Here is a 24,024-nt window from a genome sequence, read left to right as displayed (position 1 = left end):
TTGTTCAGGAATGGCTAATCGTCAATAAGACTCATCGACTCATTCGTCGTAATCATCGAAGTCTTCGTCGAAGTCATCGTCAAAGTCATCGTCAAAGTCATCAAAGTTTTCTTCTTCAATCGGCGGGTTACCATCAAACACTTGATCCTGCCAGCGCTGATAATAAACGTCTTTAACAAAAGAGTAAGGGTCGAGAGAGTTTTCCAGTACTTGCTCCTGATCACGCAGGCGCAAGCGTGTTTCCAGACCTTTTATTGCGTAACGAGCAACGTCTACCGGCCAGCTCAGCAGTGGGTACGGAAAATACTGACCGTCGGCATAGTCACCACCCCGGTCTACCACAACGGTTGGGCCTAAAAGCGGCAACATTAAATAAGGGCCTTCAGGCACGCCCCATACCGCTAATGTCTGACCAAAGCTTTCTTCACGTCTGGTGAGACCCATTGGGGTTGCTACATCAAACAGACCGACCAGGCCAACCGTCGAGTTAACCACAAATCGTCCCAGTGAAATACCGGCATCGGCCACTTTCCATTGCAACAGATTGTTTACAAAAGACGAGGGCTCATCGAGGTTCTCTACGGCATTGTATAACGATGAACGAATTGGCTGAGGAATATATTCGTAAGTTTCAGCGGCTGGTTTTAGCACCGCTTTATCAACATCCCGGTTAAATTCCCACATATCACGGTTAAAATCTTCAAACGGGTCACGTGGATCGGCATAAGGGTCTTCAGGTGTCGATGAACACCCAACCATAAACAGGGAAAGTAGTATTAAAAAACCATATTTTTTCATTCGTCAATCCGGGTCGATAAAGTCAAAGTTAATTCAGTTGATCCGTCAGCTTGTATAGCGACAGTCTCAGCTTCCAGATCACCCACCTGGCGATCGATTTTCTCATCTTGCGAAATACGCGCATGCACCAACCACTCGTCGAGGTCACTCAACTTGTAGTCCGGTAACATAGCATTATTATTCGATAAGGTTACCGTAATGGGGAACTCACTGACAGGCTGGCGTACAACCGCGGCCGGCATGGGCTGTTCAGAACCTGTGACATAAACAAAAACTGTACCGTCAGCAGGTAAATGATAGCGCATATTGTCACTTATTTCGACAGTAACCTGTAATTGAATCTCAGCATTTTCCTGCTGGCTTTTTGCGTTTTCCAGTGCATTAACAACCGCCTGGTATCTACTGGAACTTTCCGGTAAACGCTCTTTTAATAATTGCCACGCATTAATAGCCTGCTCCCAGTCCTGACGCTCGAAGGCCACAAACCCCAGTAATGACAAGGCTTCGATATTGTCAGGTTCCTGCTGCAGTGCATGGGCTAGCATGCGAGCCGCTTTAGGCTGCCCGCCTTCTGTTCCGGACATTAATAAAAACCGGCTGTAACTGACTAAGGTGTTTACTCTGTCAGGCTCAAGCTCCAGGGCTTTTTGAAAAGCTTCATCGGCGTCTTCAGCGGCTCCCAGATCAACCATTAATCCAGCATAAATCCACCAGGCAACTGCGTCATCTGGTTCCCGCATCAGCTTTTGCCGTAAACCCAACGCAAAGGTATTTAAGTCTTCGCGGCTGGCCTGCTGGTTCTGTTGCTGCAAAAGGGTTTTTCCTAACTCCGGCAACTGTTTGCGCGCATCTTCCGCCTGCAGTTGCAACTGCCAGCTACCAAAAGCCCAGTAAAGCCCTGCTGACATCACCACCAATAATACAATTGGCACAATAAGCGGGGCCCGACGCCAGGTAACGCTTTCTTCAACGTCCTGACTGTCATTCAGAAAGGTCTTATCCAGCTCCTGCTTTGCATGCTGATAATCTTCTTCCGGCAGCCCATGTTGAGAGCGCTCATCTTCAAGCTCTGAAAGGCGTTGTTCATACCAGCGCTGATTCTCATCCTGACGTCTCTGATAACGGCGCTGCTTTCCTGTAGCCAGAAATACGAATACCACAGCAACGAGCAACATCAACACCATTAGTAACCATAAACTACTCATCGCCCGACTTCCTCAATTGCTGTAAACGTTCACGTTCTTCTGGTGTTAATTCAACTGCCGCTTTTTTCTTGCGGGTTAAGCCAATGGCAACGCCAATACCAATAACAACAATCAGCAAAGGCCCCCACCAAAGAACACTGGTGACCGTTGTAAAAGGTGGCTGGTAATGCACAAAATCACCATAACGGGCGACCATAAACTGGATAATTTCTTCCCGTGACTTGCCCTCTTTTAGCATCTGATAGCTACGGTCCCGCATATCTTCAGCTAAAGGCGCATTAGAGTCAGCAATATTTTGATTCTGACACTTAGGGCAACGCAGCTCTTTGGTCAGCTGTTGGTAGGTTGCACGCTGTTGTTCATTATCAAACTGATAACTGTTTTCATTTTCTGCCGACGCTGCAGAAATCAATACAAACACAGCGGCAACAGTCACTAGCAATGAGCGGATCATTCGGCCTCCTCCAGCAATTGCTGGTATATGCCTTGCAGTTTATTTGACCAGTTGCGTTCATTCACGTCACCCACATGGCGGTAACGTATTACCCCTTTATGGTCAATAAAATAAGTTTCTGGTGCGCCATAAACACCAAATTCAAACGCAACCTCGCCTTTCGGGTCGAATAAATTAACGATATAGGGGTCACCCAGCGTATTCAGCCAGTTAACGGCCTTTTCCCGGGAGTCGTCTTTATAATTGAGACCCACAATAGGCACATCTCTTGATGCTAACTCATTGAGAAACTCGTGCTCGGCGCGGCAGGTAGGACACCAGGTCGCCCATACGTTAAGCAGCAGCGGGCCCTCGTGTAACACCGACTGGTCGTAAGTTACCTCGGTTTCGTACAAATCGCGTGCCTTAAACTGGGGTACGGGCTCATTTATCAGTGCTGAATCCAGCTCGGTCGGATCGCTGCCAAGGCCTTTAAGTAAAAAGACCACCAAACCAGCGAATAAAATCAGCGGACCAAATAGGATCAACCAACGAAACTTAGTCATTGGTTATCTCCTTTTTACCGCGCTTCCGATACCGTTTGTCGGCCAATGCCATGGCACCACCTATTGCCATAATAATAGCACCCAGCCAAATCCAGCGGACAAAAGGCTTGATATAGAAACGAATGGCCCAGGTTTCATCATCCAGCGGCTCGCCCATAGCAATATAGATATCGCGCAGTAAGCTCGCATCCAGTCCTACTTCCGTCATACTGGTGCGTTGTACCCGGTAAAAACGTTTATCGCTGGTTAATTGCGTTACTTTCTGCCCGTCCTTGTAAACCGTAAATAATCCCTCGTCGGCATCGTAGTTAGGTCCTTCCCGATGCTGCAGGCTTTCGAACGCCACTTTATAACCGATAACTTCAACCGATTGCCCCGGAGCAAGCGCAATATCACGTTCCTGTTCATAATTTGAAACCAGCGTAATACCAATGAGCGTTACCGCAAAACCTAAATGCCCCAGAACCATTCCCCAGTGGCTACCCGATATTTTGGTCAGCCCGGCCCAGCCCTGTTTCTGTTGTTTTACTGTTTGCTGCACTTCGGTCAATGTAGCCAGAGCCACCCAAAATGCCAGAAACAGAGCGATAACCACTAATGCAGGTAATTCGTCTGCCCAAATCTTAGGAAGGGTGTAAGCCAGAATCAGCGCCAAAGAAAGTGCTAAGGCCAGTGGTTTCAGAAGTGGTTTCATAGCTTGTCTGCGCCAACGCATTAAAGGACCAAGGCCCAGCATTAATGCAAACGGGATAACCAGCCAGCTATAAATTCCATTGAAGAAGGGTTCACCAATAGAAATGGTACCCAGACCGATCTCTTTATGAACCAGAGGTAACATGGTTCCCAGGAACACAACCACCATGGCAGCCATTAATAAGACATTGTTACCCAGCAGCATAACTTCTCGTGACAGCAGTTCATAACGGCTGTAACTTTGCATTTTGCCTGCACGCAGGCCATACAAAATAAGCGAGCCACCGACAACCAGCCCCAGCAGTATCAGAATAAACAAGCCGCGGGTTGGGTCGGATGCAAACGCGTGCACCGAAACCAAAACACCAGAACGCACCAAAAAGGTGCCCAGCAAGCTTAAACTGAAAGCTGATATAGCCAGCAATACTGTCCAGGACTTAAAACTGCCCCGTTTTTCGGTTACGGCAAGGGAATGCAGTAATGCCGTTCCTACCAGCCATGGCATAAAGCTCGCGTTTTCAACCGGGTCCCAGAACCACCAGCCACCCCAGCCAAGTTCGTAATATGCCCACCAGCTACCAATGGCTATACCCAGGGTCAGGAAAATCCATGCAGCGAGAGTCCAGGGCCGCGACCAGCGTGCCCAGGCAGCATCAAGCTTGCCGGACAATAAAGCAGCAATGGCAAAAGCGAAAGCGACGGAGAACCCTACGTAGCCCATATACAGCAACGGCGGATGAATGATCATGCCGGGATCTTGTAGTAGTGGATTAAGGTCGCGCCCGTCCACCGGTATTAACGGCAAGCTCCGGTCAAACGGATTCGAAACCGTTAGCATAAACAAATAGAAGCCAATACTGACCAGGCCCAGAATAGCAAGTACTCGGGCTATCATCGGCAATGGCATTGAGCGGGAGAATATCGCGACTGCCGCTATCCAACCTGCCTGCATTAGCATCCATAGAAGAAAAGAGCCTTCATGTGAGCCCCAGACAGCCGTCACTCTATACGCAACTGGCAGCTGAGTATTCGAGTTTGCCGCAACATAAGCGATACTAAAGTCGTTGCTGACAAAGCCCCAGACTAATAAAGCAAAAGCAATAGCAGTAAAGAAAAACTGCCCGTAAGCAAACGGCCGGGCTAATGCCATCATGCCGCCGTTGCCTTTTGCCGCACCCCATAAAGGATAAACCGCCAGTAGTACAGAAAAAGCCAGCGCAATGGCTATGGCAAGATGTCCTGCTTCAGCAATCATTGCCCTTCACCTTCTTCAACTGTATTTGGGTTTACATGTTTGATGCCTTTCATCTGCTCTGCCAATTCCGGCGGCATATATTCTTCGTCGTGCTTAGCCAGAACTTCACTGGCTTTTAACACGGTAGGCTCAATCAGTTCACCCTGAGCGACAATGCCTTGCCCCTCGCGGAATAAGTCCGGCAAAATCCCCTGATATAACACGGTAACTTCAGGCCCGATATCTGTGACTTTAAAAGAAACTTCCAGAGTTTCTCTGTTGCGCTCTACTGAACCTTCAACCACCATGCCGCCAACTCGCATTCGCTGGCCAACCTGAGGCTTTTGTTTATCCTTGCCCTTACCTTCAACCAGCTCAGTGGGGGTATAAAACAGATCGATACTTTGGCTTAAAGCATACAACATCAGTCCCGTTGCTACCGAAACCCCAATCACTAAAATAGCGACCCAGGTTAAGCGTTGTTTACGTCTTGGGTTCATTACCGTCTCCTACTGCTGCACGGTTGGCTGTGCGTCTGGCTAAGCGCTGTTGACGCTGTTGTAACTGCCGGCTTTTCTTAACCAACTGTCGTTTTGCCAATAAAGTTTCTAACGCAACTCCGGCAAGAACAACAAAACTCAAAAAGAATGACAACCAAACATAAAGTCCGTAACCACCCATAGCGACGAAGTCAGTAAAACTATCAAAAGCCATTAGTCTTGCTCCAGCCGTTGCTGTGCCCAGGGGCGGTGTAATTCGTGTCTTAGTATCTCATTTTTTAACCGCATCATCACTAAGGATACGGTTAAAAACGCAAAGCCGACCAGACAGATTAATAACGGAATTAACATACTGGCCGCTATCGAAGGTCGTTCAAACTTGGTAATGGTCGCGCCCTGATGCAGAGTGTTCCACCATTCCACCGAAAAATGGATGATGGGCAAATTGATAACCCCCACTAAAGATAAAATAGCCGCGGCCTTGGCACCGGTTCTGGCGTCATCGAAAGCAAAATACAAAGCCATAACGCCGACATAAAGAAATAGCAAAATCAGTTCAGAAGTCAGCCTTGCATCCCACACCCACCAGGTGCCCCACATGGGTTTGCCCCAAATAGCCCCGGTTAATAAGGCAACAATGGTTAGTGCCGCCCCGACAGGCGCAATTGCCGGAATAGCCCACTCTGCGGTCTTAATCTGCCAGATGAGTGCAATGGCTCCCATGATGGCCATACCCATATAAGCCCCCATAGAGAAAATTGCCGCCGGTACATGCAGGAAAATAATTCGGTAACTGTCACCTTGCTGATAATCTCCCGGAGCAAATGCCAGTCCCCAAATTACGCCGGTAATAAGGGTTACAAGTGTTAATGCCACAAACCATGGCAGCAGCTTTTGCAACAGATTATAAGTTGCTTCGGGTTTTGCGTACGGATGTAACCATCGCCACATATCAATTCACACTCATTCTAATGCCAGCTGCTACAGCCAGCGGAGCCAATGTTACGGTTAAAACTGAAATTGCCGCCAGTATCGCTAACTGACCATGAACTGCAAGCCCCATTGAGGCATTTTCGACTGCTGCCGTGGCAAATATCAATAAGGGAATAAAAAGCGGGATTAAAATTAAACTGACCAGCGAACTTCCACGCTGAACCTGCAGAGTTAATGCCGCACCAATAGCTCCCAACGCACTTAATGCCGGAGTTCCCAGCAACAAAGTTAGCGCCAGTGGCCACCACCCCTGTAATGGTAAACTCAACAGCAAAGCCAGAACGGGCGACAGAATAACCAGCGGTAACCCACTTAACAACCAATGCGCCATCATTTTCGCTGTAACCGTAAAGGCCAGAGGCTGCGGCAATAAACACAACTGTTCCAGGGTGCCGTCCTGAAAATCATCGCGAAACAAACGTTCAAGCCCCAGCAAGCTGGCAAGTAAAGCGGCTACCCAAATAATTCCGGGGGCAATACGAGCCAAAATATCGGGACCGGGGCCAATGCCCAGCGGAAACAACGTCACAACCATTAATAAAAAGAGCAGAGGGTTTAAGGCATCGCTACGTCGCCGTGCGGCTATTCTTAGATCCCGCTTCAGAAGAGTTAACCAGGTTTGTCTGTTCGAAAGCTGACTCATAGCACCTCGCCCCGGTATTCCAGAGACAGTTTTTCAGGCGTTAAACCTGACAAAGTCAGCGACTGATGCGAGGTGAAAATAATGGTGCCACCTGCAGCTAAATGCTCGACAAAGCGTTGCTGTAATAAAGCTATTCCCTGCACATCCAACGCGGTAAAGGGCTCGTCTAGTATCCACAACGAAGCCTGCGTCGCCCATAAACGGGTTAATGCAACTCGGCGTTGTTGGCCTGCAGACAGTCGCGTGGTTAATTCATCTTCTAAGCCCAGCAGTCCGAGCTTCTCGAGTAACTCCCAGGCATCAACGTCTTGCACCGAGGATAACTGTTGCTGCCAGTGAAAGTTCTCAAGCGCGCTTAACTCGCCTTTGACCGCGGCTTTGTGCCCAATAAACAGTAACTGCTGACAGTATTCCGACCAGTTCTGATTCAGCGGCTGACCGTCAAAAGAAACAACACCGTTGGAAGGCTCCAGCAGTCCGGTAAGAATTCGCAGTAACGACGATTTTCCGGCACCATTAGGTCCGCTAACCTGCCACAGCTGGCCCGCACTCACTGAAAAGTCGAGATTTTCAAATAATACTCGCCCGCCACGGATTGAGCTTAGCTGCTCTGCGTGCAATAGTGGGCTGTTGGTGGAAGCAACTTGTGTCATGCGGATTTTACAACCGGAACCTTACTGGTAAGCTGACGCAAATGCCCAAGATTCTACCATAAAAATTAGGTAAAGCGCATGGCTGATATTAAGCAACTGTTACAACAAATGATGGCTTCTCCGGAACGAACTTTAGCTCGTGCCGAGCAGCAGCAATTGTCCAGTCTAATGCGTATTTTCAGCGGCTCCGCCTCTGGTGGCAATTCAGCCGCAGCCACAACTCAGGCTCCGCAACAGGGCAATCTTTCGACACCTTCGATAAATGCGGGCCCGCTGAATCAGGCAAATACAACCCGGTTACTCGCCCAATTATTGGTCCAGATCAGTTTACCGGTAACTTTTGAGCCCGCAAAAGGCCAGCAACCAGCTCGTATTCAGGGCAACAACTGGCAATGGCCTAACCCACCCAAAAATATTCAGCCGCCATTAACGGCGACAACGAAATTGCAGCTGACAATAACTCAACCTGATCCCAAACAACCGATAGTTCGTGTAGCTCTTAGCACTGGTGCAACGAAGCCAGTGGCTGTGGCAGAGGTGCCGGTAACCCAACTGCCGCCCAAATTGATTAAAGCCTTTGTTGAGCAAGGTCGGGTTGCTACGGTGCAACCGACACCGCAACAGCCGATCACAGCAAAGCCAGGTACCCAGTCAGTTAACCCGCCAGTGAATCAACCAAACACCGCTGCCCAGCCCTCACCAACGCAAAAAGTGTCGATACCAACGGCTACCGGGTTAGCAATAAAACAGGCTCAGCAAATAACACCCAAACAATTTCAACAGGCATTGCAGAACTTTATACCGCAAAGCCTGCGGCCTTCGCCCTCATCGACAGGCACGGTTGAAAGCGTTCAGCAGCCAACGGCGCGATTATCAGCAGAAGCAGCAAGAGAAGCCTTGCAGTCGCCACCTAAGGCCTTACAACAGCTTTTAGTCAGAGTACTTCAGCAAATGCCAACACCGGATGCCATGCAACGCCCCCAGGCATTGCAGAGCTGGGTCAGCGACTGGTTTGCGGCACGCCCGGTCAGCGCTCAACCCAGCCAGCAAATGGGAGGTTTAGGGCAAATGCTAATGACGCTGCTGGGGCTGGCAATGCAGCAGCATCCGGAAACGACCAGCAATAGTTCAGCAGCGAGAACCTCACCAAATCAGTTTACTCAGGCCTTTATTCAGCAGGTGCTTAACCCTGGCCCCGAAAATGCAGGCGAAGTGCGCGAGCGCATTAATTCCCTGTTGCAACAATTACCGCAGCAACAGTTGCAGCGACTATTACAGCTCTTTACCGGTATTCTTAACTCAGCGCAGAGCAGTCAGGCAAGGTTACAGGACTCTCCTCCTCAACAACCGGAATATTACATTCTGTTACCCGCTGATACGCAGAAGCCACAGCAGCATGAACTGCTTATTCGCAGTGAACGCGAAAGTAACAATAAAGGAGAGGGTGAACGCACCTTATGGTTATTTACCCTACGCTTTGAACTGGAAAGTACCGGACCTTTGCTGGTTAAAGGTCGCTACCACCCACAAGGGTCATCGGTTGACTTCTATACCGAAACGAAAGCGGCGCAAAAGGTGGTTGAGAGTAATGTCGAAAAGCTTGAAAAAAGGCTTGCCGAACTGGAGGTTAACAGCGTTAAGCTTCGGGTTCAGCAAGGTAAAATTCCGGACAACCTGGCGCAGCAGCATAGCGGTATTATTCGGGTGACAGTATGAGTGACAAGAAAGAAAAACAAGCGATAGGTTTGTCTTACGACGGTTTTAATGCGCCCAAAGTCATAGCCCGGGGGTTTGACGAACTTGCTGAAGAAATTATTGCCGTTGCAAAAGAGCATGGCGTTTTAGTCCATGAAGATCCTTTGCTGTCCGATTCGCTTGCCAAACTGAATGTCGGCGATGAAATTCCACGCGAGCTGTACATTATTATTGCAGAAATTATCGCTTTCGCGTACTTACTGGATGGCAAATTCCCAAGACAATGGGAGGAGGGTTAAACCGGTTTATGCGCCTTTTTTATGCAACGAGGTTAATAACTCAGCCTCAGCCTGAGGCAAATCACATTCCTGCATCAGTTCTTCAACACTGGCTCCACTCGCCACTAACTTAGCTGCGCGCTGATAAAGCTTACTACCCGGATCCTGCTCCGCAACTTCTTGCAACCTTTGCTGTAACTGCTGTTGCTCCTCGTTTAGCTGCGCAACTTGCTGTTGCAACTGAGCAACCACTTGCTGCTGAGCAAAATCTTTCTTCGAGGGTGCTTCAGAGGGTTGCTGTTTGAACTGATCACGTAAGGATAACACTTCACTGGCAGTTTCGGTCAGCATGAGCAAGCGCTGCTGCTGACGTTCAATGAGTTCGGCTTGCCGCCGCGAGGTAATAACCACCGCGACTAAAGCAATAAGCGCCAGCCCAAGAGCCAGCGCTGAAATAGCAAATAACCAGTTCGTCATCATTTAGCTCAGACGGGAAATTTCATCCCACTCTTCATCGGTGAGCATTTTATCCAGGTCAACCAGAATCAAGAGTTCATCATCTCGGTTACTTACCCCCTGAATAAAGCGGGCACTCTCGTCAGTACCCACATTCGGAGCGCTATCAATTTCAGAGGTTTTCAGGTAAACCACCTCGGCAACACTATCGACCAGTATGCCAATAACCTGCTGTTCAGACTCAATGATCACAATACGTGAATTGTCAGTGACTTCGGTCGTCTGCAAGCCAAAGCGAAGGCGCGTATCAATAACTGTAACCACGTTACCGCGCAAATTGATAATACCTAGTACGTAACTGGGTGCGCCGGGTACGGGAGCAATTTCGCTGTAGCGCAGCACTTCCTGAACCTGCATTACATTGATACCGTAAGTTTCCTGTTCCAGCTGGAAAGTTACCCACTGCAGAACTTCGTCATTCCCATCAACGTCAGTTTCATTCTTGATAGCGCGATTGTCTTTACTCATCTCTTACTCCGCCATGCGTTATTAATCTTGCTGGATATGTCCCAGACCTTTATCCAGAAGTGTAATCAATGCGTTAACATCCAGCAATGCACACATTCTGTCACGGACAACCCCGGCAAGCCAGGGTCGCTTATTATTTGATTCCTTACGCCACTGAATCGATTGCGGCTGCAAAGGTTCACTGGTCACTAATTCTTCACACAACAGTCCCCATGGGCTGTCATTCAAAGTAATTAGATACTGATAATCTAAACTCTCTTCCAGCTCCGGCGTACATTTTTCCGGCATGACCCAACGAGCCGTATCAACCACCTGCAGTTTATTGTCACGCTCGGTCATAATACCGCGGAACCACTTAGGTTTTCCCATCAGCGGACTAATTTTGCCCAGTTGATGGATGCCCCCTAAGCTTTTTAGCGGCACGGCCAGAGTTAAACCTGCCACTTTAAAAAATAATGCCTGAAAGTCCTGTTCCATATACTCTGACATCGCATCGGGAAGTGGCTCCGCTGGAGGTTCAGAAACCTCAACAACTTCAGTCTCCACTTCTGTTTCGGTGTCAGTATGTACTTCCGTATCAATGTCTGTCTCAGTGGTTGTCAGGTCAACAGCTTCTGTTTCAACTTCTGTTTCCGTAACCGTTTCAACCTCTGGTTCTTTATAGCTATCGTCCGCTTTTGCAGAAACTAAAGGTAATAAATCCTGTTCACGGTTTAAGCTAACCGTTTCTTCCTCAGCAACCGCCTGAATTTTCGGTGCCGCTTGCTCTAACAGCCGTTTAACCGGTTCATTGTCAAACTCAACCGTTTCTTCCTCAAGCAGTAAAGCGTTGAGGTATTCTGCCATAGCGGCTTCACTGTTATCGCGTTTAGTCGTCATAAATCAACGCTCTTCCAGCTGCTTCAAATTAGTTAATAATGACTGGTAAGCCAACACCCCTCGCGATTTCGGTGCATAAGCAGAAGGCGTGAGCTGCTCATTAGAGGCATCGCGGAATTTCGTATCTATTGGGATCATGCCATTCCAGACCGAGCGACCATAACGTGCAATGAGCTTCTTATACGTTTGCAAAGACGCATTGGTTCGCTTGTCATAAAGTGTCGGGATAATCGTATAAGCGTAATTCTCACCGCGAGACTTATGTATTAGTGTTAAGGTTCGCATCATGCGCTCTAACCCTTTTAGCGCTAAAAACTCAGTTTGAACCGGAATCAATACTCTCTGGCAACAGGCAAGTGCATTGACCATAAGAACGCCCAGCACCGGCGGCACATCAATAAGGACATAGTCGAAATCATCAGCGACCATTGCCAGGCCACGTTTTAAGACCAGCCCCATGCCGTCCTGAGTACCAAGTTTACGGTCCAGCGTAGCCAGTGCCATAGTGGCAGGCATAACACTCAGATGCTTAAACTGGGTAGACAAAATACTGCGGCGCATCAAATCAGCAGTTACAGCTTTACCAGCACTGAAGACATCAAAGGAACCGGACTCCAGCGACTCCGAATCAATGCCAAAATAATAGGTTAATGACGCATGGGGATCAGTATCAATACAAAGGACTCGCTTACCCTGTTCAGCCAATAGGCCTGCCAGCGCAACGGTTGTGGTGGTCTTGCCGACCCCGCCTTTTTGATTAGCTACCGTCCATACGATCATTCACTCATCCTGCTATAAGCCGCTGTAACCGACTTCTTTCATAATAGCCTTGGCCATTCCTTCGAGGCTGATACTGCGGGTTGAAATGCCCGCCTGGGCAACCGCCTGTGGCATTCCGTATACAACGCAGCTAGCCTGATCCTGAGCCCAGATAGTCGCGCCCTGGTCTTTCAGCATACGTGAGCCATCACGCCCGTCTGCTCCCATGCCGGTTAAAATCACGCCCAGCACTTTGCCCATATAGGTTTTCGATAAGCTGGCAAAGGTTAAATCGACACTCGGCTTATAAGTAATGCGCCCGCTAGTGTCATCTTTTATTCTTAGTCTTGCGCTACCCGGGCGGCCTTCAACCATCATCTGTTTGCCACCTGGCGCTAAATACGCGGTTCCGGCTTTTAGCACATCACCGTCTTCGGCTTCTTTAACATGCACCTGACACAGACCATCCAGACGCTGTGAAAAGGCCTTGGTAAAAGCCGCAGGCATGTGTTGGACCATAACAATAGGGTAAGGAAAATTGCCGGGCAATTGAGTGAGTATTTTTTGCAATGCGACAGGGCCGCCGGTTGAAGTTCCTATCGCCAGTAATTGATAAGCCCGGTTTATTGTTAATGCGCCAGCCGATGTCGCTGTCCGCGCATCACTTTCACGCTGACTTTGCAGTTCATTATTGCGTTGCCGGATACGATCCAGCGCCGTAGCCGGTTCTGACGGACGTTCGGACTGCTTCGCAACAGGCGGCGGTGTTGATGGCCGCGCAGACGTTCGACTTACCGGCTGCCTCGCAATCGCTAAAACGCGATCCTGCAGAGTTTTGACTGCCTCGTCGCGGTTACGGGCGATATCTTCAAATTTCTTCGGCAGAAAGTCCGCGGCTCCCGCCTCGAGTGCGTTCAGCGTTGCTGTCGCCCCCTCATGAGTCAGCGAGCTGAACATCAAAATAGGACAAGGATTGCTGCTCATAATGGCTTTAACCGCATCAATACCGTTCATTACCGGCATCTCAATGTCCATGGTAATAACGTCCGGCTTAAGGGTCCGGCTTTGCTCTACCGCTTCTTCGCCATTATTCGCACTACCAATCACTTTAATGTTGGTATTGTCTTCTAAAATCTCAGTTACCCGGCGCCTGAAAAACGCCGAGTCGTCTACCACGAGAACTTTTACAGTCATGAACGGTTTGTCCCGTTATCTTTTGGCGTAATACTTAAGCATGCTGGGCACATCAACTATCAGAGCAATACCACCATCGCTGGTAATTGTTGCTCCGGCCATTCCTGGCGTACCCTGCAGTAACTTATCTAAGGGTTTTATAACCACTTCTTCCTGACCAATCAGTGCGTTCACCACAAAGCCAACTTGTTGGTTACCAATTTGCACAACCACTACATGGCCTTGTTCTTTACGACTTGAACCATCATGGTTACGGACTAGCCATTTTTCCAGGAAGAACAACGGAATCGCCCGGTTACGTACAATGAGAGTCAACTGACCGTCTACGGTATTGGTGCGCTTCATATCCAGGTCGATAATTTCGCTGACAACAGCAAGCGGCAAAGCAAAAGTCTGATCTTTTACGGCCACCATCAGCGTCGGCAATATTGCCAGAGTCAGTGGCACTTTAATCAAGAGCTCAGTACCTTTACCTAACTCTGAATTAATTTTAACGCTACCGTTGAGCTGACTGATTTTGGTCTTAACCACATCCATGCCAACACCACGACCGGAAATATCCGAAACTTGTTCTTTGGTCGAGAAACCTGCCGCGAAAATCAAGTTATAAGCATCTTCATCGCTTAACCGTGCAGCGGAGTCTGCGTCCATAATGCCTTTTTTAACGGCAATACCTCTCAGTTTTTCAGCGTCCATACCGGCACCATCGTCTTTAATCGACAGCATAATATGGTCGCCTTCCTGAGACGCCGATAAAGTAACGGTTCCTGAGCGCGACTTACCATTTGCTTCACGCTCATCCGGCATTTCGATACCATGGTCAACAGAGTTACGAACCAAATGCACCAAAGGATCGGCCAACGCCTCAACTAAGTTCTTATCTAAATCGGTTTCTTCACCGTACATCTCAAGATTAATTTCTTTCTTCAGGCTACGAGCCAGGTCACGGACAACCCGGGGGAAACGACCGAACACTTTCTTAATTGGCTGCATCCGGGTTTTCATCACTGCGCCCTGCAAGTCACCAGTGACAACATCCAGGTTGGAAATAGCTTTGCCCATTTCAGCACTGTCTGACTCGTCAGAATTACTCAGGCTCAACAGACGGTTTCTGACCAGTACCAGCTCACCGACCATATTCATAATTTCGTCTAAGCGCTTGGTATCAACCCGCACAGTAGTTTCAACTGGAGCAGGCGCTGGTGCAGCTGGCTTTTTATCTGCAGACTGAGCCGCTGCTGGTTTCGCTTTAGGCTCTGATTTCGGCTCTGGCTTAGCTTCTGGCTTAGATGCTGGCTTTGCCGCAGGTTTTGGCTGCGCTTTGGGTTCAGTTTTTTCCGGCGCAGGCTCGTTAGCCGACTTATCACCTTTCGGTGTCGGTGCTTTGCCACTGCCATGCAACTCGTCCAGCAAGGATTCAAATTCGTCGTCTGTAATCTCGTCGTCTTTTGCGGGCTCTTTCTGCTTTTCTTGTTTTTTCTCAGCACTTTGAGGCGCTTTCCCGCTACCATGAAGTTCATCCAGTAATGACTCAAATTCATCATCTGAAATTTCATCACTGTCTTCATTTACCTTGGGTTTGGACGCCGCTGGCTTATCTTCTTTTCCGGGACCTTTGCCTTCACCATGCAACTCGTCCAGCAAAGCTTCAAACTCATCGTCCTGAATTTCGTCAATGCTCTCGCTGCTGCTTTCTTCAGCTGCAGGTTCTGGTTCCGGAGCTGTTTCCGCGGCAGGTTCGTCTTTTGGAACCTCTATAGGTTCTTCGTCCTCAGACTCTGGTTCACTTAACTTATGCAATAATTCCAGTAACTCGGGTGAAGCTGCTTCAGGATCTTCTTTAGCGCGCACCTGCGCAAACTGAGTATTGATAGTATCCAAAGACTGAAGAATCACGTCCATCAAGTCGGAAGTGACAGTACGTTGACCATTACGCAGGGTATCGAATACGTTTTCCGCACCATGACAGGTATCAACCAGAGCTCCCAACGACAGGAACCCGGCACCACCTTTAACCGTATGAAAGCCACGGAAAATAGCATTTAACAGGTCTTTGTTTTGCGGATCATTTTCCAGTTCAACTAGCTGTTCAGACAGTTGCTCGAGGATCTCTCCAGCCTCGATCAAAAAATCCTGCAGAATGTCTTCGTCCATATCAAAGCTCATGCGACTGATGCTCCTAGAAACCTAAACTGGACAACAAATCGTCCACTTCGTCTTGTCCGCCAACCACGTCATCGCGTTGATCAGCATCGATAATTGGGCCTTCGGCATGGGCTGCATCTTTCTTAGGCGCAGACCCTGCTTTTTCCGCGTTACGACGTTCTTCTTCTTTACCAAATATCTTCAGCAATTCAATCAAGTTCTTTTCAACGTCTTCGACCAATTGAATAACCCGACGAATAACTTGCCCGGTAATATCCTGAAAATCTTGCGCCATAAGCACTTCAGTCATTAACCCATGCACTTGAGGCATATTTTCACCACAGCGCTTAAGTACGTCATCGACCTCATGACATAAAGACTTGAATTCATTTAACTGAATATCGTTGCTCATTAACCGGTTCCAGGCCGGCATCACTTTCTCGACACGATGATGCATATCGTCTGCGAGTGGCAGACAGGCTTCTACAGCATCCATGGTGCGGTTCGCGGCGTCTTCAGTTTTTTCAATGACATACAGCAGACGATTTTGCGCGTCCGGAAGATCATCCTGCGTCATTTGCACAATGCGAGGGTCAACCTGAAAGTCCTGGAGCGCTTCGTGGAGGTCTCTTGTTAACTGGCCTACAGAGGTAAACAACTTGTCATTACGACGGTTGTAAACATCTTCCAGTAATTGGTTAGCCTGCTGCTGTTTCCCGTCTTCCAGCAAGGCTACTAATTCCTTGGCTTGCTCCAGAGAAATATCATGGGCGTTATCAGACATAGTCGTTCGCCCTTTAGCTGATTCGTTCGAAAATCTTGTCGAGCTTTTCTTTCAACGTTACGGCTGTAAATGGTTTTACAATGTAACCATTTACTCCAGCTTGAGCTGCCATAATGATCTGCTCTCGTTTGGCTTCCGCCGTTACCATTAACACCGGTAAATGAGCCAGATTATCGTCTTTGCGAATTTCACGCAGCAAGTCGATTCCCTGCATACCCGGCATATTCCAGTCGGTTACGACAAAGTCGAAATCACCGTTCTGCAACATGGGCAATGCGGTATTACCGTCATCGGCTTCCTGTATATTGGTAAAGCCAAGATCACGAAGTAAGTTCTTAATGATTCGTCTCATTGTAGAAAAGTCGTCCACAACGAGAATTTTCATATTTTTATCCAAAGCACCCTCCACTGAGGCTCTCGATTACAACCAAAGTTTATTCAACCCAATTTTGCATTCGCGACTTCAGTCGCAACATTGCCTGACTGTGAATTTGACTGACTCGTGATTCACTCACGCTCAGCACTTCACCTATCTCTTTTAAATTCAATTCTTCGTCATAATACAACGAAAGCACCAAAGCTTCACGTTCTGGTAACGAAGATATTGTCGAAACCAACGCTTTATGAAACGCAGCATTTTCAACATCTCTTTGTGGTTCATAAGCTGAACCCGTTACCTGCTCTGGCATGATAGCATCTTCTGATACACCAAGATCTTCAATACCAACAATTCGTCCCGTGCTGACATCCCGCAAAATATGATGATATTCATCCATACCCATATTCAGCTTTGCGGCCACTTCCGTGTCTTTTGCATCGCGTCCGGTTTCATTTTCAACCTGACGAATGGCTTCCAGTACGCGTCGATGATTACGATGAACCGAGCGCGGAGCCCAGTCACCACGACGAATTTCGTCCAACATAGCACCACGAATGCGAATGCCGGCAAAGGTTTCGAAACTGGCGCCTTTACTGTTATCAAAGTTACGCGCAGCTTCTAATAAGCCAATCATGCCTGCCTGGATCAAATCATCCACTTGCACACTGGCTGGAAGTCTAGCCATCATATGGTGTGCAATACGCTTAACCAGCCCGGTATGCTGTTCAATAATAGCATTTCGATTGTCAGCAGTGGCGGCATAAACGGCAGCTTTATTCATTGGCAACATCCCGCTTACTCTCGTTATCGGCAGAAGTTATCAATTGTTCAAGAAAAAATTCTAAATGCCCGCCGGCTTGAGCCGGAACAGGCCAGTCAATGGCTTTCTTAGCCAAAGCTTTTATCGCTAAAGAAGCCGGCGATTTTGGGTAAGCCAGTACCATAGGTTGTTGTTTTCTAACAGCTAAACGCAAGTTGTCATCAAAAGGTATAATCGCGGCAAGCTCTAAAGCAACGTCTAAAAACCGATCGGTTACTTTAGTTAATTTATTGAACAATACTTGTCCGTCGCGCAGATTTCGTACCATATTGGCAACCACCTTGAATTTAAACAGGCCCTGCTCCCGGCTCAATACTTTTATCAGTGCATATGCATCAGTAATTGATGTGGGTTCATCACAAACCACTAATAAAACATCCTGTGATGCTCTGGCAAAGCTGACAACGGTATTACCAATACCCGCTGCAGTATCGACAATTAATACGTCATAGTTCCCCTGAAGCTGGCTGAAGGCTCTAATTAACCCGGCGTGTTCAGATTCGCTCAAGTCCACCATAGAGCGCGTTCCCGATGTTGCCGGAACAATTTTGATTCCCGCCGGGCCTTCAATCAGAATATCCTCTAACTCGCACTGCCCACTCAACACATGAGACAGGTTGCGCTCAACCCGCAGGCCTAACATAACATCGACGTTAGCCAGACCTAAGTCGGCATCCAGCACTAATACTCGTTTGCCCTGCTTTGCCATTGCGATAGCCATATTCAGCGACACGTTGGTTTTCCCAACGCCGCCTTTACCACCAGTTACCGCAATAACTTTTACTTTCGATTGTTTCATTCTTCGCAGACCGCTTGCTTGATCCATCGGGCGTATCTCTTTTCTGACTAGATTGATAACAGCTTCATATTATATTGACTCATTCAGCGAGAAAACGCCTCATTCCAGTACGATTTTGGCACGTCTGACACTGAGGAACAAATGCTTTTATCAAGCAGGCGCTCGGCCTCGGCAACCATAAAGTTCGCATCCGCTACCCGAATGTCTTCAGGCACTTGCTGGCCATTTGTTAAATAACCAACCGGTAAGCCATGTTCTATAGCTACGCTGATACTCTCACCTAAACTTAAGCATTCGTCCAACTTAGTGAAAATACAGCCAGACAAAGGCAGTGCTTTAAATTGCTTAACAGCATCCATCAGCACCTGGCTTTGTGATGTTGCAGACAACACCAGGTAAGGACGAATCCGCAATCGTGAATTCTGAATAAGCTGGCTTAACTGTTCGTTCAAACGCTTGTCGCGTTGACCCATGCCTGCCGTATCAATCAAAATAAGACTTTTTTGACGTAGCGCAAGTAATGCATCTGCCAGTTCCTGTGCATTTTTTGCCACTTTGACCGGACACCCTATGATACGACCATAGGTTTGTAATTGTTCACTGGCACCAATACGAAAGGTGTCGGTGGTAATTAAAGCCACTTTATCGGCACCATGGCGTTGCGCATAACGAGCGGCTAACTTCGCAATGGTCGTGGTTTTACCGACACCGGTAGGGCCGACTAAAGCAACCGCTCCACCGCGCGTCAAAATGTCGTCAGAGGTCGTATTCAACTGACCTTCTAATAAATGTAGAGTCTGTTCCCAGGCTTCGTCATCTGATCCGCCTTCAGGAATAAAACAGGCAATCTGATCGGCAACTCGCTCGCTCAAACCCATATCCATTAACCGGTTCATCAGCATAGAGCGGGTTGGTTCTTCACGATCCATTTCTTGTTTCATCAAACCACTTAACTGGTGTTCCAGCAATTGGCGAATACCATTGACCTGAGAGCGCAGTTCAGCAATAGCCTGGGAGTCGTCTGCTGCTGGTGCGTTTATTTGTTCAGGAAAAATATCGTCGCTGAGTTGAGAAGCGTTAAATTCTTGTGGCTCGGCTTTCGGCTCTGGCCGTTGTGCCGGTTCAGTAGTCGCTTGCGCAGCAGTGCGCTGTGCGGGCTGTGCAACCTGTGCCTGACGTTGCAACAGCTCTTGCAAAGACTCAGCCGGCACTTCCGGTGTCTTTGACGCAGCCGGCTCATTTGGGGCCTGCTCAGCCATTGGCTGTGCCTGTTGCGCATCGGGGTCAATGGCTGCAACCAGCTCAATACCACCGTTTACTTTCTTATTGGACAGGATAATCGCATCCGGACCTAAGGTTTCTTTAACCTGTTGCAATCCACGGCGCATATCTTCGGCAAAAAAGCGTTTAATCTTCACAAGCGACTCCCGTTACTCTTGTGTGGCGGTTTGTTCACCACCGTTTTGTTGTCCACCAATTGAGCTGACAATGCGAATTTGTTTATCATCCGGTACTTCCTGATAGGACAACACGCGCATACCATCGGTAGCGTGACGCGCAAATCGCGCCATGGTTGACCGCAGAAGCCCGGAGGTCAGCAGTACTGAAGGTTCACCATTCATTTCCTGCTGCTGATGCACTTCGCGTAATGACTGTTGCAGGCGTTCGGCCAAACCAGGTTCGATTCCGGCGCCTTGCTGATTTCCGTCATTACCAGCCATTTGCAATGATTGATGCAACATCTGTTCCAACTCTGGTGCCAAAGTTATGACAGGCAATTCCGCCGCCCCTTCAGCAATGTCCTGAACAATTAACCGGCGCAGTGAAATTCTGACTGCAGCCGTCAGTACTTCTGGGTCCTGGCTACGTCCTGCATACTCAACCAAAGTTTGTACAATGGTGCGCATGTCACGGATCGCGATGCCTTCGTCCAGTAAGTTCTGCAGTACTTTCACAAAGTTGCCCAGTGACAATAGATCCGGAATCAGCCCCTCAACCAGCTTAGGATGAGTACGCCCCAGACGATCCAGCAATTCTTGTGCTTCTTCGTGGCCCAGCAGCTGAGATGCATGGTTGGTTACAATCTGACTTAAGTGAGTAGCGACTACAGTTGCAGCGTCAACCACGGTATAACCCAGAGTTTGAGCGTGCTCGCGTTGCTCAGGACGGATCCAGACAGCATCCAGGCCAAAGGCCGGATCTTTTGTCTTCTCACCGTCCAGCTCACCGAATACCTGACCCGGGTTAATCGCCATCTCCCAGTCATGACGAATTTCAGCTTCACCCATGGTCACACCCATAAGAGTAATGCGGTAACTGTTGGGGCCTAAATCGAGGTTGTCCCGAATATGTACGGCCGGAACAAGAAAACCAAACTCCTGAGATTGCTTCTTACGTACACCTTTAATGCGTGACAGCAATTCACCGCCCTGCTGCTTATCCACCAAAGGAATTAAGCGATAACCAACTTCCAGACCTATAGTGTCAACGTGGCGTACGTCATCCCAGCTGAGCTCTTTTTGTTGCGCCTGCTGAACTTGCTGCTCCTGTTCTTTTTCAACCAGTTCGCCTTCTTCAGTCTTGGTTTTCTTAAGTTTAAAGTAAGCCGCGCCGGCTAACACCGCAGACATGCTTAAAAAGGCAAAATGCGGCATACCGGGAATAACCCCCATGGCAAACAATACCGCGCTGGTAATGACCAAAACCTTAGGGTTATCGAGCAATTGCAGAACAACTGCATCGCCCATGTCCTGGCTGTTATTTTCACGAGTAATGATAATGGCTGTCGCAACTGACAGTAACAATGACGGAATTTGTGCTACCAGGCCATCACCAATGGTTAACAGCGTATAAACTTCCACTGCCTCATTGAAGGTCAGACCGTACTGGATCATACCAATGAGCAGACCACCGATAATGTTAATAAAGAGAATAAGGATACCGGCTATGGCATCCCCTTTTACGAACTTACTGGCACCATCCATGGAGCCGTAGAAGTCAGCCTCACGGGTTACATCGCTGCGTCGTGCTTTGGCTTCTTCCTGGTTAATTAGGCCCGCGTTAAGGTCAGCGTCAATGGCCATTTGTTTACCAGGCATAGCGTCAAGGGTGAAGCGAGCGGTTACTTCTGAAATACGGCCGGCACCTTTGGTGATAACCACAAAGTTGATAATAACCAGGATGGCGAACACCACCAGGCCGACAGTGTAGTTACCACCTATGACCACGCTACCAAAAGCTTCAATAACAGAGCCTGCAGCACCTGGCCCGTTATGCCCTTCTAATAAAACAATACGCGTAGAGGCAACGTTAAGGCTTAAGCGTAGTACCGTAGCAATAAGCAAAACGGTAGGAAAAGCGGCGAAATCCAGCGGACGTTGGGTATAAACCGCCACCAGCATAACTACCAGTGACAAAGTAATTGAAAATGAAAAGAGAACATCCAGCACCACAGCCGGAATTGGCAAAACAATCATCGCCAGAATGGCCATAATGGCCAACGGCGTTCCAAAACCTTTGATCAGATGCGCATTGTTCTGCGTGAAATTTCTAAAATTTACTAACTTTTCGGCACCGCCCGCCATACGTCTTCCTGTTGCGTCAAAAAGTTGAACCTGCGGTGTTTTATTCAAGAATCGAGCCAGCTTTCGTTTTATTCGGAGGTTATCTTACATTCGCTTCAGTTGGGGCTTACAGACAAAGCTTAAACAACTTCTATACTCGTTGCTCTTCTTCAAAATAATGTGTTTTTATGCGCGGTTACTCTCTTATGGAATTGGTCGTGGCATTGGCTGTCAGTGCGGTGCTTGGTGCTTCTGCCCTGCCAATATTTACTCAACAGACAGAGTCTTTGTTGCTTCAAAAAGAGGCCAGCCGCTGGCTGTCTTATTTGCAGCTGGTAAAAGCCAGGTCCATAGCGAATAAGGAATCTGTTGAAATCGACTTAATTACATTTAGCCGTAACTCGCAAACCTCAGGTATTCAAACCGAATACACTTACAGTTCTTCCGCGTCGCTTACTTTTTATGGAGAGTCATCTGCCGCGACACCCGGGCATATCAAACTAATAGGTAAAAGCCGACATATAAAAGTCATCATCAGCAGTGTCGCTCGTATTCGTTTGTGCTTAAGTGAAGGTGACTCACTTCCGGGAATCCCCCCATGTTAATAGTTTCTGAGCGCGGCAGTAGTTTAGTAGAAGTTCTTATAGCTTCGGCTATTGGCGCAATAATTGTTCTGGCAGCACAGCAGCAAATGCAATGGCAAACAGGAGTGCAACACCGTAAGCTAATACAGGTCAATTTACTATTAAGTGCTCAGTCAGTCGCAAATCAGTTTTTTGAAACCTTAAAAAATACCGCCGCAACGCAAATTTCAAACCCTCAGAGCAATTGCTATTTGTTTCCTCAGCAAAATGGAGGCTCGGTCGGCTTCAGGGTCAGGAATGAACAGCTACAGCATAACTCAATGACTCTCGATTGCGCCGGGTATGGCTGGCAATCCCTAACCGATAAGTCTCAATTCAAAGTCACGCAATTTACTGCTGACTCTTACGCTCCGGAATCTGGTAGTGGGCTATCAAAACTCGTTGTAACTTTTACCGTTACTCACAATGCTCAGGCACATGTTTTCAAACGAACAATCACTCCTCTGGTTAACTAAATGGAGCTTACTATGAACGCGAAAGGATTCGCTCTGATACTCACCTTAGTAACACTTATAAGTTTGAGCTCGGCCAGTTTAGCTGCACTGCTTTTCTACGCGCAAATGACAGAGGCTCAGCAACATCATCAATGGCTACAACTTTCTCAACAACTTCAGCAAGATTTCGAAGCAGAGCGCAGGGCTTATGAACTGTCACAAGAATAAAGGCTTTTCTCTGGTTGAAGTGTTGGTCGGAGCTGCACTAGTAGCTCTTTGGTCCGTCAGTAGCCTGCGGCTTTTACAGGTTGGATTATCGGCGATTGACCATGCCCACACAAAAGCAAAGGCTGTGGAGGTTTTGATGACTTATTTAAGTGAGGCTCAACAAACGTGGACTCAAGGCAATAATCCAAAACTATCAAAGGAAACAGGGCAGCTTCATTTAACAGCAGAGTTAACCCCTATAGATCAGTTCAACGCGACCATCGAGGTAACCGTTTACTGGGGAAATGATAACGAGCTCGCCCAGACATTCTGGCTTTCCCGATAACCAGTTTAACCTACCGGGTGCGGCCTTAGCTCTGGTGGAATTGAAAAGGTAATATTCTCTTCGCGCCCGCTTAGTTCTACTGCGGTTTTACCGCCCCATTCCTGTAGCTTAGCAATCACTTCTTTGACCAGAACTTCAGGTGCAGAAGCGCCAGCGGTGACTGCGACCTTCTCATGCCCTTCTAACCAGGCTTTATCAATACAGCTGGCGTCATCAATTAGGTATGCCGGGGTTCCCATTTTCTCGGAAAGCTCGCGTAAGCGGTTTGAGTTTGAGCTGTTGCGCGCGCCCACCACCAACATGACATCAGCGTCGCTGGCTAATTCGCGTACCGCATCCTGACGGTTTTGAGTGGCATAGCATATATCGTCTTTGCGTGGCCCGTTTATCTCTGGG

At 48.2% G+C, this 24,024-nt stretch carries 28 protein-coding genes and 1 pseudogene; 6 read left to right on the top strand and 23 right to left on the bottom strand.

From position 1 onward, the window contains the following. Positions 1 to 39 precede the first annotated feature (39 nt). Genes RJ32_RS05270 through ccmA form a run of 10 tightly spaced genes read right to left on the bottom strand, consistent with a single transcriptional unit; the run spans position 40 to position 7,718 of the window. The gene (locus RJ32_RS05270; RefSeq protein ID WP_034819813.1) at positions 40 to 798 is read right to left on the bottom strand and encodes a VacJ family lipoprotein; all 759 of its coding nucleotides are present in this window, start codon (positions 796 to 798) and stop codon (positions 40 to 42) included. After that, complete coding sequence (gene ccmI / locus RJ32_RS05265; RefSeq protein WP_034819811.1) at positions 795 to 2,003, bottom strand: c-type cytochrome biogenesis protein CcmI; 1,209 nt, start codon at positions 2,001 to 2,003, stop codon at positions 795 to 797. The genes RJ32_RS05270 and ccmI overlap by 4 nt, the downstream gene beginning before the upstream one ends. After that, positions 1,996 to 2,457: a cytochrome c-type biogenesis protein gene (locus tag RJ32_RS05260; protein ID WP_034819809.1), complete on the bottom strand. Its 462-nt coding sequence runs from the start codon at positions 2,455 to 2,457 to the stop codon at positions 1,996 to 1,998. The genes ccmI and RJ32_RS05260 overlap by 8 nt, the downstream gene beginning before the upstream one ends. Beyond that, positions 2,454 to 3,002 (bottom strand): DsbE family thiol:disulfide interchange protein, encoded by a 549-nt coding sequence (locus RJ32_RS05255; RefSeq protein ID WP_034819807.1) that lies wholly within the window; start codon positions 3,000 to 3,002, stop codon positions 2,454 to 2,456. Before RJ32_RS05255 ends, RJ32_RS05260 begins: the two co-directional genes overlap by 4 nt. Next, a complete protein-coding gene (locus RJ32_RS05250; protein WP_034819805.1) occupies positions 2,995 to 4,950 on the bottom strand; it encodes a heme lyase CcmF/NrfE family subunit in 1,956 nt (651 codons plus the stop codon). The genes RJ32_RS05255 and RJ32_RS05250 overlap by 8 nt, the downstream gene beginning before the upstream one ends. Beyond that, positions 4,947 to 5,429 (bottom strand): cytochrome c maturation protein CcmE, encoded by a 483-nt coding sequence (ccmE, locus tag RJ32_RS05245; protein WP_034819803.1) that lies wholly within the window; start codon positions 5,427 to 5,429, stop codon positions 4,947 to 4,949. The genes RJ32_RS05250 and ccmE overlap by 4 nt, the downstream gene beginning before the upstream one ends. Then, the gene (ccmD, locus tag RJ32_RS05240) at positions 5,413 to 5,643 is read right to left on the bottom strand and encodes a heme exporter protein CcmD (RefSeq protein ID WP_011234354.1); all 231 of its coding nucleotides are present in this window, start codon (positions 5,641 to 5,643) and stop codon (positions 5,413 to 5,415) included. The genes ccmE and ccmD overlap by 17 nt, the downstream gene beginning before the upstream one ends. After that, complete coding sequence (locus RJ32_RS05235) at positions 5,643 to 6,380, bottom strand: heme ABC transporter permease (RefSeq protein WP_034819801.1); 738 nt, start codon at positions 6,378 to 6,380, stop codon at positions 5,643 to 5,645. The genes ccmD and RJ32_RS05235 overlap by 1 nt, the downstream gene beginning before the upstream one ends. A 1-nt stretch (position 6,381) precedes the next feature. Continuing rightward, a complete protein-coding gene (gene ccmB, locus RJ32_RS05230; protein WP_034819798.1) occupies positions 6,382 to 7,065 on the bottom strand; it encodes a heme exporter protein CcmB in 684 nt (227 codons plus the stop codon). After that, the gene (gene ccmA / locus RJ32_RS05225; protein WP_034819795.1) at positions 7,062 to 7,718 is read right to left on the bottom strand and encodes a cytochrome c biogenesis heme-transporting ATPase CcmA; all 657 of its coding nucleotides are present in this window, start codon (positions 7,716 to 7,718) and stop codon (positions 7,062 to 7,064) included. The genes ccmB and ccmA overlap by 4 nt, the downstream gene beginning before the upstream one ends. Positions 7,719 to 7,796: 78 nt before the next feature. Here ccmA and RJ32_RS05220 point away from each other — a divergent pair, with 78 nt between their 5' ends. Then, positions 7,797 to 9,434 carry a flagellar hook-length control protein FliK gene (locus RJ32_RS05220; protein ID WP_034819793.1) on the top strand — a complete coding sequence of 546 codons (1,638 nt, stop codon included), beginning with the start codon at positions 7,797 to 7,799 and terminating at the stop codon, positions 9,432 to 9,434. Further along, positions 9,431 to 9,712 carry an EscU/YscU/HrcU family type III secretion system export apparatus switch protein gene (locus RJ32_RS05215; protein ID WP_011234359.1) on the top strand — a complete coding sequence of 94 codons (282 nt, stop codon included), beginning with the start codon at positions 9,431 to 9,433 and terminating at the stop codon, positions 9,710 to 9,712. The genes RJ32_RS05220 and RJ32_RS05215 overlap by 4 nt, the downstream gene beginning before the upstream one ends. A gap of 6 nt (positions 9,713 to 9,718) precedes the next feature. On the opposite strand, the gene RJ32_RS05210 is transcribed toward RJ32_RS05215, so the two are convergent. From RJ32_RS05210 to flhA, 12 genes are read right to left on the bottom strand one after another with little or no spacing between them, the layout of a single operon-like run. Beyond that, the gene (locus tag RJ32_RS05210; protein ID WP_034819790.1) at positions 9,719 to 10,171 is read right to left on the bottom strand and encodes a DUF2802 domain-containing protein; all 453 of its coding nucleotides are present in this window, start codon (positions 10,169 to 10,171) and stop codon (positions 9,719 to 9,721) included. Beyond that, positions 10,172 to 10,675 carry a chemotaxis protein CheW gene (locus RJ32_RS05205; RefSeq protein ID WP_011234361.1) on the bottom strand — a complete coding sequence of 168 codons (504 nt, stop codon included), beginning with the start codon at positions 10,673 to 10,675 and terminating at the stop codon, positions 10,172 to 10,174. Positions 10,676 to 10,696: 21 nt separating this feature from the next. Then, positions 10,697 to 11,554, bottom strand: coding sequence for a chemotaxis protein CheW (locus RJ32_RS05200; protein ID WP_034819788.1), 858 nt, complete (start codon positions 11,552 to 11,554; stop codon positions 10,697 to 10,699). Positions 11,555 to 11,557: 3 nt separating this feature from the next. After that, complete coding sequence (locus tag RJ32_RS05195) at positions 11,558 to 12,334, bottom strand: ParA family protein (protein ID WP_034819785.1); 777 nt, start codon at positions 12,332 to 12,334, stop codon at positions 11,558 to 11,560. A gap of 12 nt (positions 12,335 to 12,346) precedes the next feature. Next, a complete protein-coding gene (locus RJ32_RS05190; protein WP_034819783.1) occupies positions 12,347 to 13,507 on the bottom strand; it encodes a chemotaxis response regulator protein-glutamate methylesterase in 1,161 nt (386 codons plus the stop codon). 15 nt (positions 13,508 to 13,522) lie between these two features. Beyond that, positions 13,523 to 15,673 (bottom strand): chemotaxis protein CheA, encoded by a 2,151-nt coding sequence (locus RJ32_RS05185; protein WP_034819780.1) that lies wholly within the window; start codon positions 15,671 to 15,673, stop codon positions 13,523 to 13,525. Positions 15,674 to 15,686: 13 nt separating this feature from the next. Further along, positions 15,687 to 16,436: a protein phosphatase CheZ gene (locus tag RJ32_RS05180; RefSeq protein WP_034819778.1), complete on the bottom strand. Its 750-nt coding sequence runs from the start codon at positions 16,434 to 16,436 to the stop codon at positions 15,687 to 15,689. A 13-nt stretch (positions 16,437 to 16,449) separates the two neighbouring features. Further along, complete coding sequence (cheY, locus tag RJ32_RS05175) at positions 16,450 to 16,833, bottom strand: chemotaxis response regulator CheY (RefSeq protein WP_016341317.1); 384 nt, start codon at positions 16,831 to 16,833, stop codon at positions 16,450 to 16,452. 37 nt (positions 16,834 to 16,870) lie between these two features. Further along, positions 16,871 to 17,596, bottom strand: coding sequence for an RNA polymerase sigma factor FliA (locus tag RJ32_RS05170; RefSeq protein ID WP_034819776.1), 726 nt, complete (start codon positions 17,594 to 17,596; stop codon positions 16,871 to 16,873). After that, positions 17,589 to 18,461 carry a MinD/ParA family protein gene (locus RJ32_RS05165; RefSeq protein ID WP_011234369.1) on the bottom strand — a complete coding sequence of 291 codons (873 nt, stop codon included), beginning with the start codon at positions 18,459 to 18,461 and terminating at the stop codon, positions 17,589 to 17,591. The genes RJ32_RS05170 and RJ32_RS05165 overlap by 8 nt, the downstream gene beginning before the upstream one ends. A 56-nt stretch (positions 18,462 to 18,517) precedes the next feature. Further along, positions 18,518 to 19,852 carry a flagellar biosynthesis protein FlhF gene (gene flhF, locus RJ32_RS05160; RefSeq protein WP_034819773.1) on the bottom strand — a complete coding sequence of 445 codons (1,335 nt, stop codon included), beginning with the start codon at positions 19,850 to 19,852 and terminating at the stop codon, positions 18,518 to 18,520. 12 nt (positions 19,853 to 19,864) lie between these two features. Next, the gene (flhA, locus tag RJ32_RS05155; RefSeq protein WP_011234371.1) at positions 19,865 to 22,018 is read right to left on the bottom strand and encodes a flagellar biosynthesis protein FlhA; all 2,154 of its coding nucleotides are present in this window, start codon (positions 22,016 to 22,018) and stop codon (positions 19,865 to 19,867) included. 167 nt (positions 22,019 to 22,185) lie between these two features. Between flhA and RJ32_RS05150 the strand changes: the two genes are divergently transcribed. Genes RJ32_RS05150 through RJ32_RS05135 form a run of 4 tightly spaced genes read left to right on the top strand, consistent with a single transcriptional unit; the run spans position 22,186 to position 23,628 of the window. Next, the gene (locus RJ32_RS05150) at positions 22,186 to 22,602 is read left to right on the top strand and encodes a prepilin-type N-terminal cleavage/methylation domain-containing protein (protein WP_235598920.1); all 417 of its coding nucleotides are present in this window, start codon (positions 22,186 to 22,188) and stop codon (positions 22,600 to 22,602) included. Then, positions 22,596 to 23,096, top strand: coding sequence for a prepilin-type N-terminal cleavage/methylation domain-containing protein (locus RJ32_RS05145; protein ID WP_034819771.1), 501 nt, complete (start codon positions 22,596 to 22,598; stop codon positions 23,094 to 23,096). The genes RJ32_RS05150 and RJ32_RS05145 overlap by 7 nt, the downstream gene beginning before the upstream one ends. A 12-nt stretch (positions 23,097 to 23,108) precedes the next feature. Beyond that, positions 23,109 to 23,303 (top strand): hypothetical protein, encoded by a 195-nt coding sequence (locus RJ32_RS05140; protein WP_034819768.1) that lies wholly within the window; start codon positions 23,109 to 23,111, stop codon positions 23,301 to 23,303. Continuing rightward, complete coding sequence (locus RJ32_RS05135) at positions 23,284 to 23,628, top strand: type II secretion system protein J (protein WP_034819765.1); 345 nt, start codon at positions 23,284 to 23,286, stop codon at positions 23,626 to 23,628. The genes RJ32_RS05140 and RJ32_RS05135 overlap by 20 nt, the downstream gene beginning before the upstream one ends. A 5-nt stretch (positions 23,629 to 23,633) precedes the next feature. Here the strand turns inward: RJ32_RS05135 and ispH are convergent. Beyond that, a pseudogene (ispH, locus tag RJ32_RS15210) lies at positions 23,634 to 24,024 on the bottom strand (4-hydroxy-3-methylbut-2-enyl diphosphate reductase); the annotation flags it as partial.

The sequence above is a fragment of the Idiomarina sp. 28-8 genome (assembly GCF_000320945.2).
GTDB lineage: Bacteria > Pseudomonadota > Gammaproteobacteria > Enterobacterales > Alteromonadaceae > Idiomarina > Idiomarina loihiensis.
The sequence above is the reverse complement of the archived record's forward strand: the minus strand, read 5'-3'. Positions and strand labels throughout refer to the sequence as shown.

Coding starts and splice junctions, on each gene's coding strand:
- ccmD (WP_011234354.1), bottom strand. CDS start 5,643: ATGGCTTTTGATAGTTTTACTGACTTCGTCGCTATGGGTGGTTACGGA.
- RJ32_RS05165 (WP_011234369.1), bottom strand. CDS start 18,461: ATGGATCAAGCAAGCGGTCTGCGAAGAATGAAACAATCGAAAGTAAAA.
- RJ32_RS05220 (WP_034819793.1), top strand. CDS start 7,797: ATGGCTGATATTAAGCAACTGTTACAACAAATGATGGCTTCTCCGGAA.
- RJ32_RS05235 (WP_034819801.1), bottom strand. CDS start 6,380: ATGTGGCGATGGTTACATCCGTACGCAAAACCCGAAGCAACTTATAAT.
- RJ32_RS05260 (WP_034819809.1), bottom strand. CDS start 2,457: ATGATCCGCTCATTGCTAGTGACTGTTGCCGCTGTGTTTGTATTGATT.
- ccmE (WP_034819803.1), bottom strand. CDS start 5,429: ATGAACCCAAGACGTAAACAACGCTTAACCTGGGTCGCTATTTTAGTG.
- RJ32_RS05135 (WP_034819765.1), top strand. CDS start 23,284: ATGAACTGTCACAAGAATAAAGGCTTTTCTCTGGTTGAAGTGTTGGTC.
- flhA (WP_011234371.1), bottom strand. CDS start 22,018: ATGGCGGGCGGTGCCGAAAAGTTAGTAAATTTTAGAAATTTCACGCAG.
- RJ32_RS05195 (WP_034819785.1), bottom strand. CDS start 12,334: ATGATCGTATGGACGGTAGCTAATCAAAAAGGCGGGGTCGGCAAGACC.
- RJ32_RS05200 (WP_034819788.1), bottom strand. CDS start 11,554: ATGACGACTAAACGCGATAACAGTGAAGCCGCTATGGCAGAATACCTC.
- RJ32_RS05145 (WP_034819771.1), top strand. CDS start 22,596: ATGTTAATAGTTTCTGAGCGCGGCAGTAGTTTAGTAGAAGTTCTTATA.
- RJ32_RS05190 (WP_034819783.1), bottom strand. CDS start 13,507: ATGACTGTAAAAGTTCTCGTGGTAGACGACTCGGCGTTTTTCAGGCGC.
- RJ32_RS05170 (WP_034819776.1), bottom strand. CDS start 17,596: ATGAATAAAGCTGCCGTTTATGCCGCCACTGCTGACAATCGAAATGCT.
- RJ32_RS05215 (WP_011234359.1), top strand. CDS start 9,431: ATGAGTGACAAGAAAGAAAAACAAGCGATAGGTTTGTCTTACGACGGT.
- RJ32_RS05270 (WP_034819813.1), bottom strand. CDS start 798: ATGAAAAAATATGGTTTTTTAATACTACTTTCCCTGTTTATGGTTGGG.
- RJ32_RS05210 (WP_034819790.1), bottom strand. CDS start 10,171: ATGATGACGAACTGGTTATTTGCTATTTCAGCGCTGGCTCTTGGGCTG.
- RJ32_RS05180 (WP_034819778.1), bottom strand. CDS start 16,436: ATGTCTGATAACGCCCATGATATTTCTCTGGAGCAAGCCAAGGAATTA.
- ccmB (WP_034819798.1), bottom strand. CDS start 7,065: ATGAGTCAGCTTTCGAACAGACAAACCTGGTTAACTCTTCTGAAGCGG.
- ccmI (WP_034819811.1), bottom strand. CDS start 2,003: ATGAGTAGTTTATGGTTACTAATGGTGTTGATGTTGCTCGTTGCTGTG.
- RJ32_RS05185 (WP_034819780.1), bottom strand. CDS start 15,673: ATGAGCTTTGATATGGACGAAGACATTCTGCAGGATTTTTTGATCGAG.
- RJ32_RS05250 (WP_034819805.1), bottom strand. CDS start 4,950: ATGATTGCTGAAGCAGGACATCTTGCCATAGCCATTGCGCTGGCTTTT.
- ccmA (WP_034819795.1), bottom strand. CDS start 7,718: ATGACACAAGTTGCTTCCACCAACAGCCCACTATTGCACGCAGAGCAG.
- RJ32_RS05255 (WP_034819807.1), bottom strand. CDS start 3,002: ATGACTAAGTTTCGTTGGTTGATCCTATTTGGTCCGCTGATTTTATTC.
- RJ32_RS05150 (WP_235598920.1), top strand. CDS start 22,186: ATGCGCGGTTACTCTCTTATGGAATTGGTCGTGGCATTGGCTGTCAGT.
- RJ32_RS05205 (WP_011234361.1), bottom strand. CDS start 10,675: ATGAGTAAAGACAATCGCGCTATCAAGAATGAAACTGACGTTGATGGG.
- RJ32_RS05140 (WP_034819768.1), top strand. CDS start 23,109: ATGAACGCGAAAGGATTCGCTCTGATACTCACCTTAGTAACACTTATA.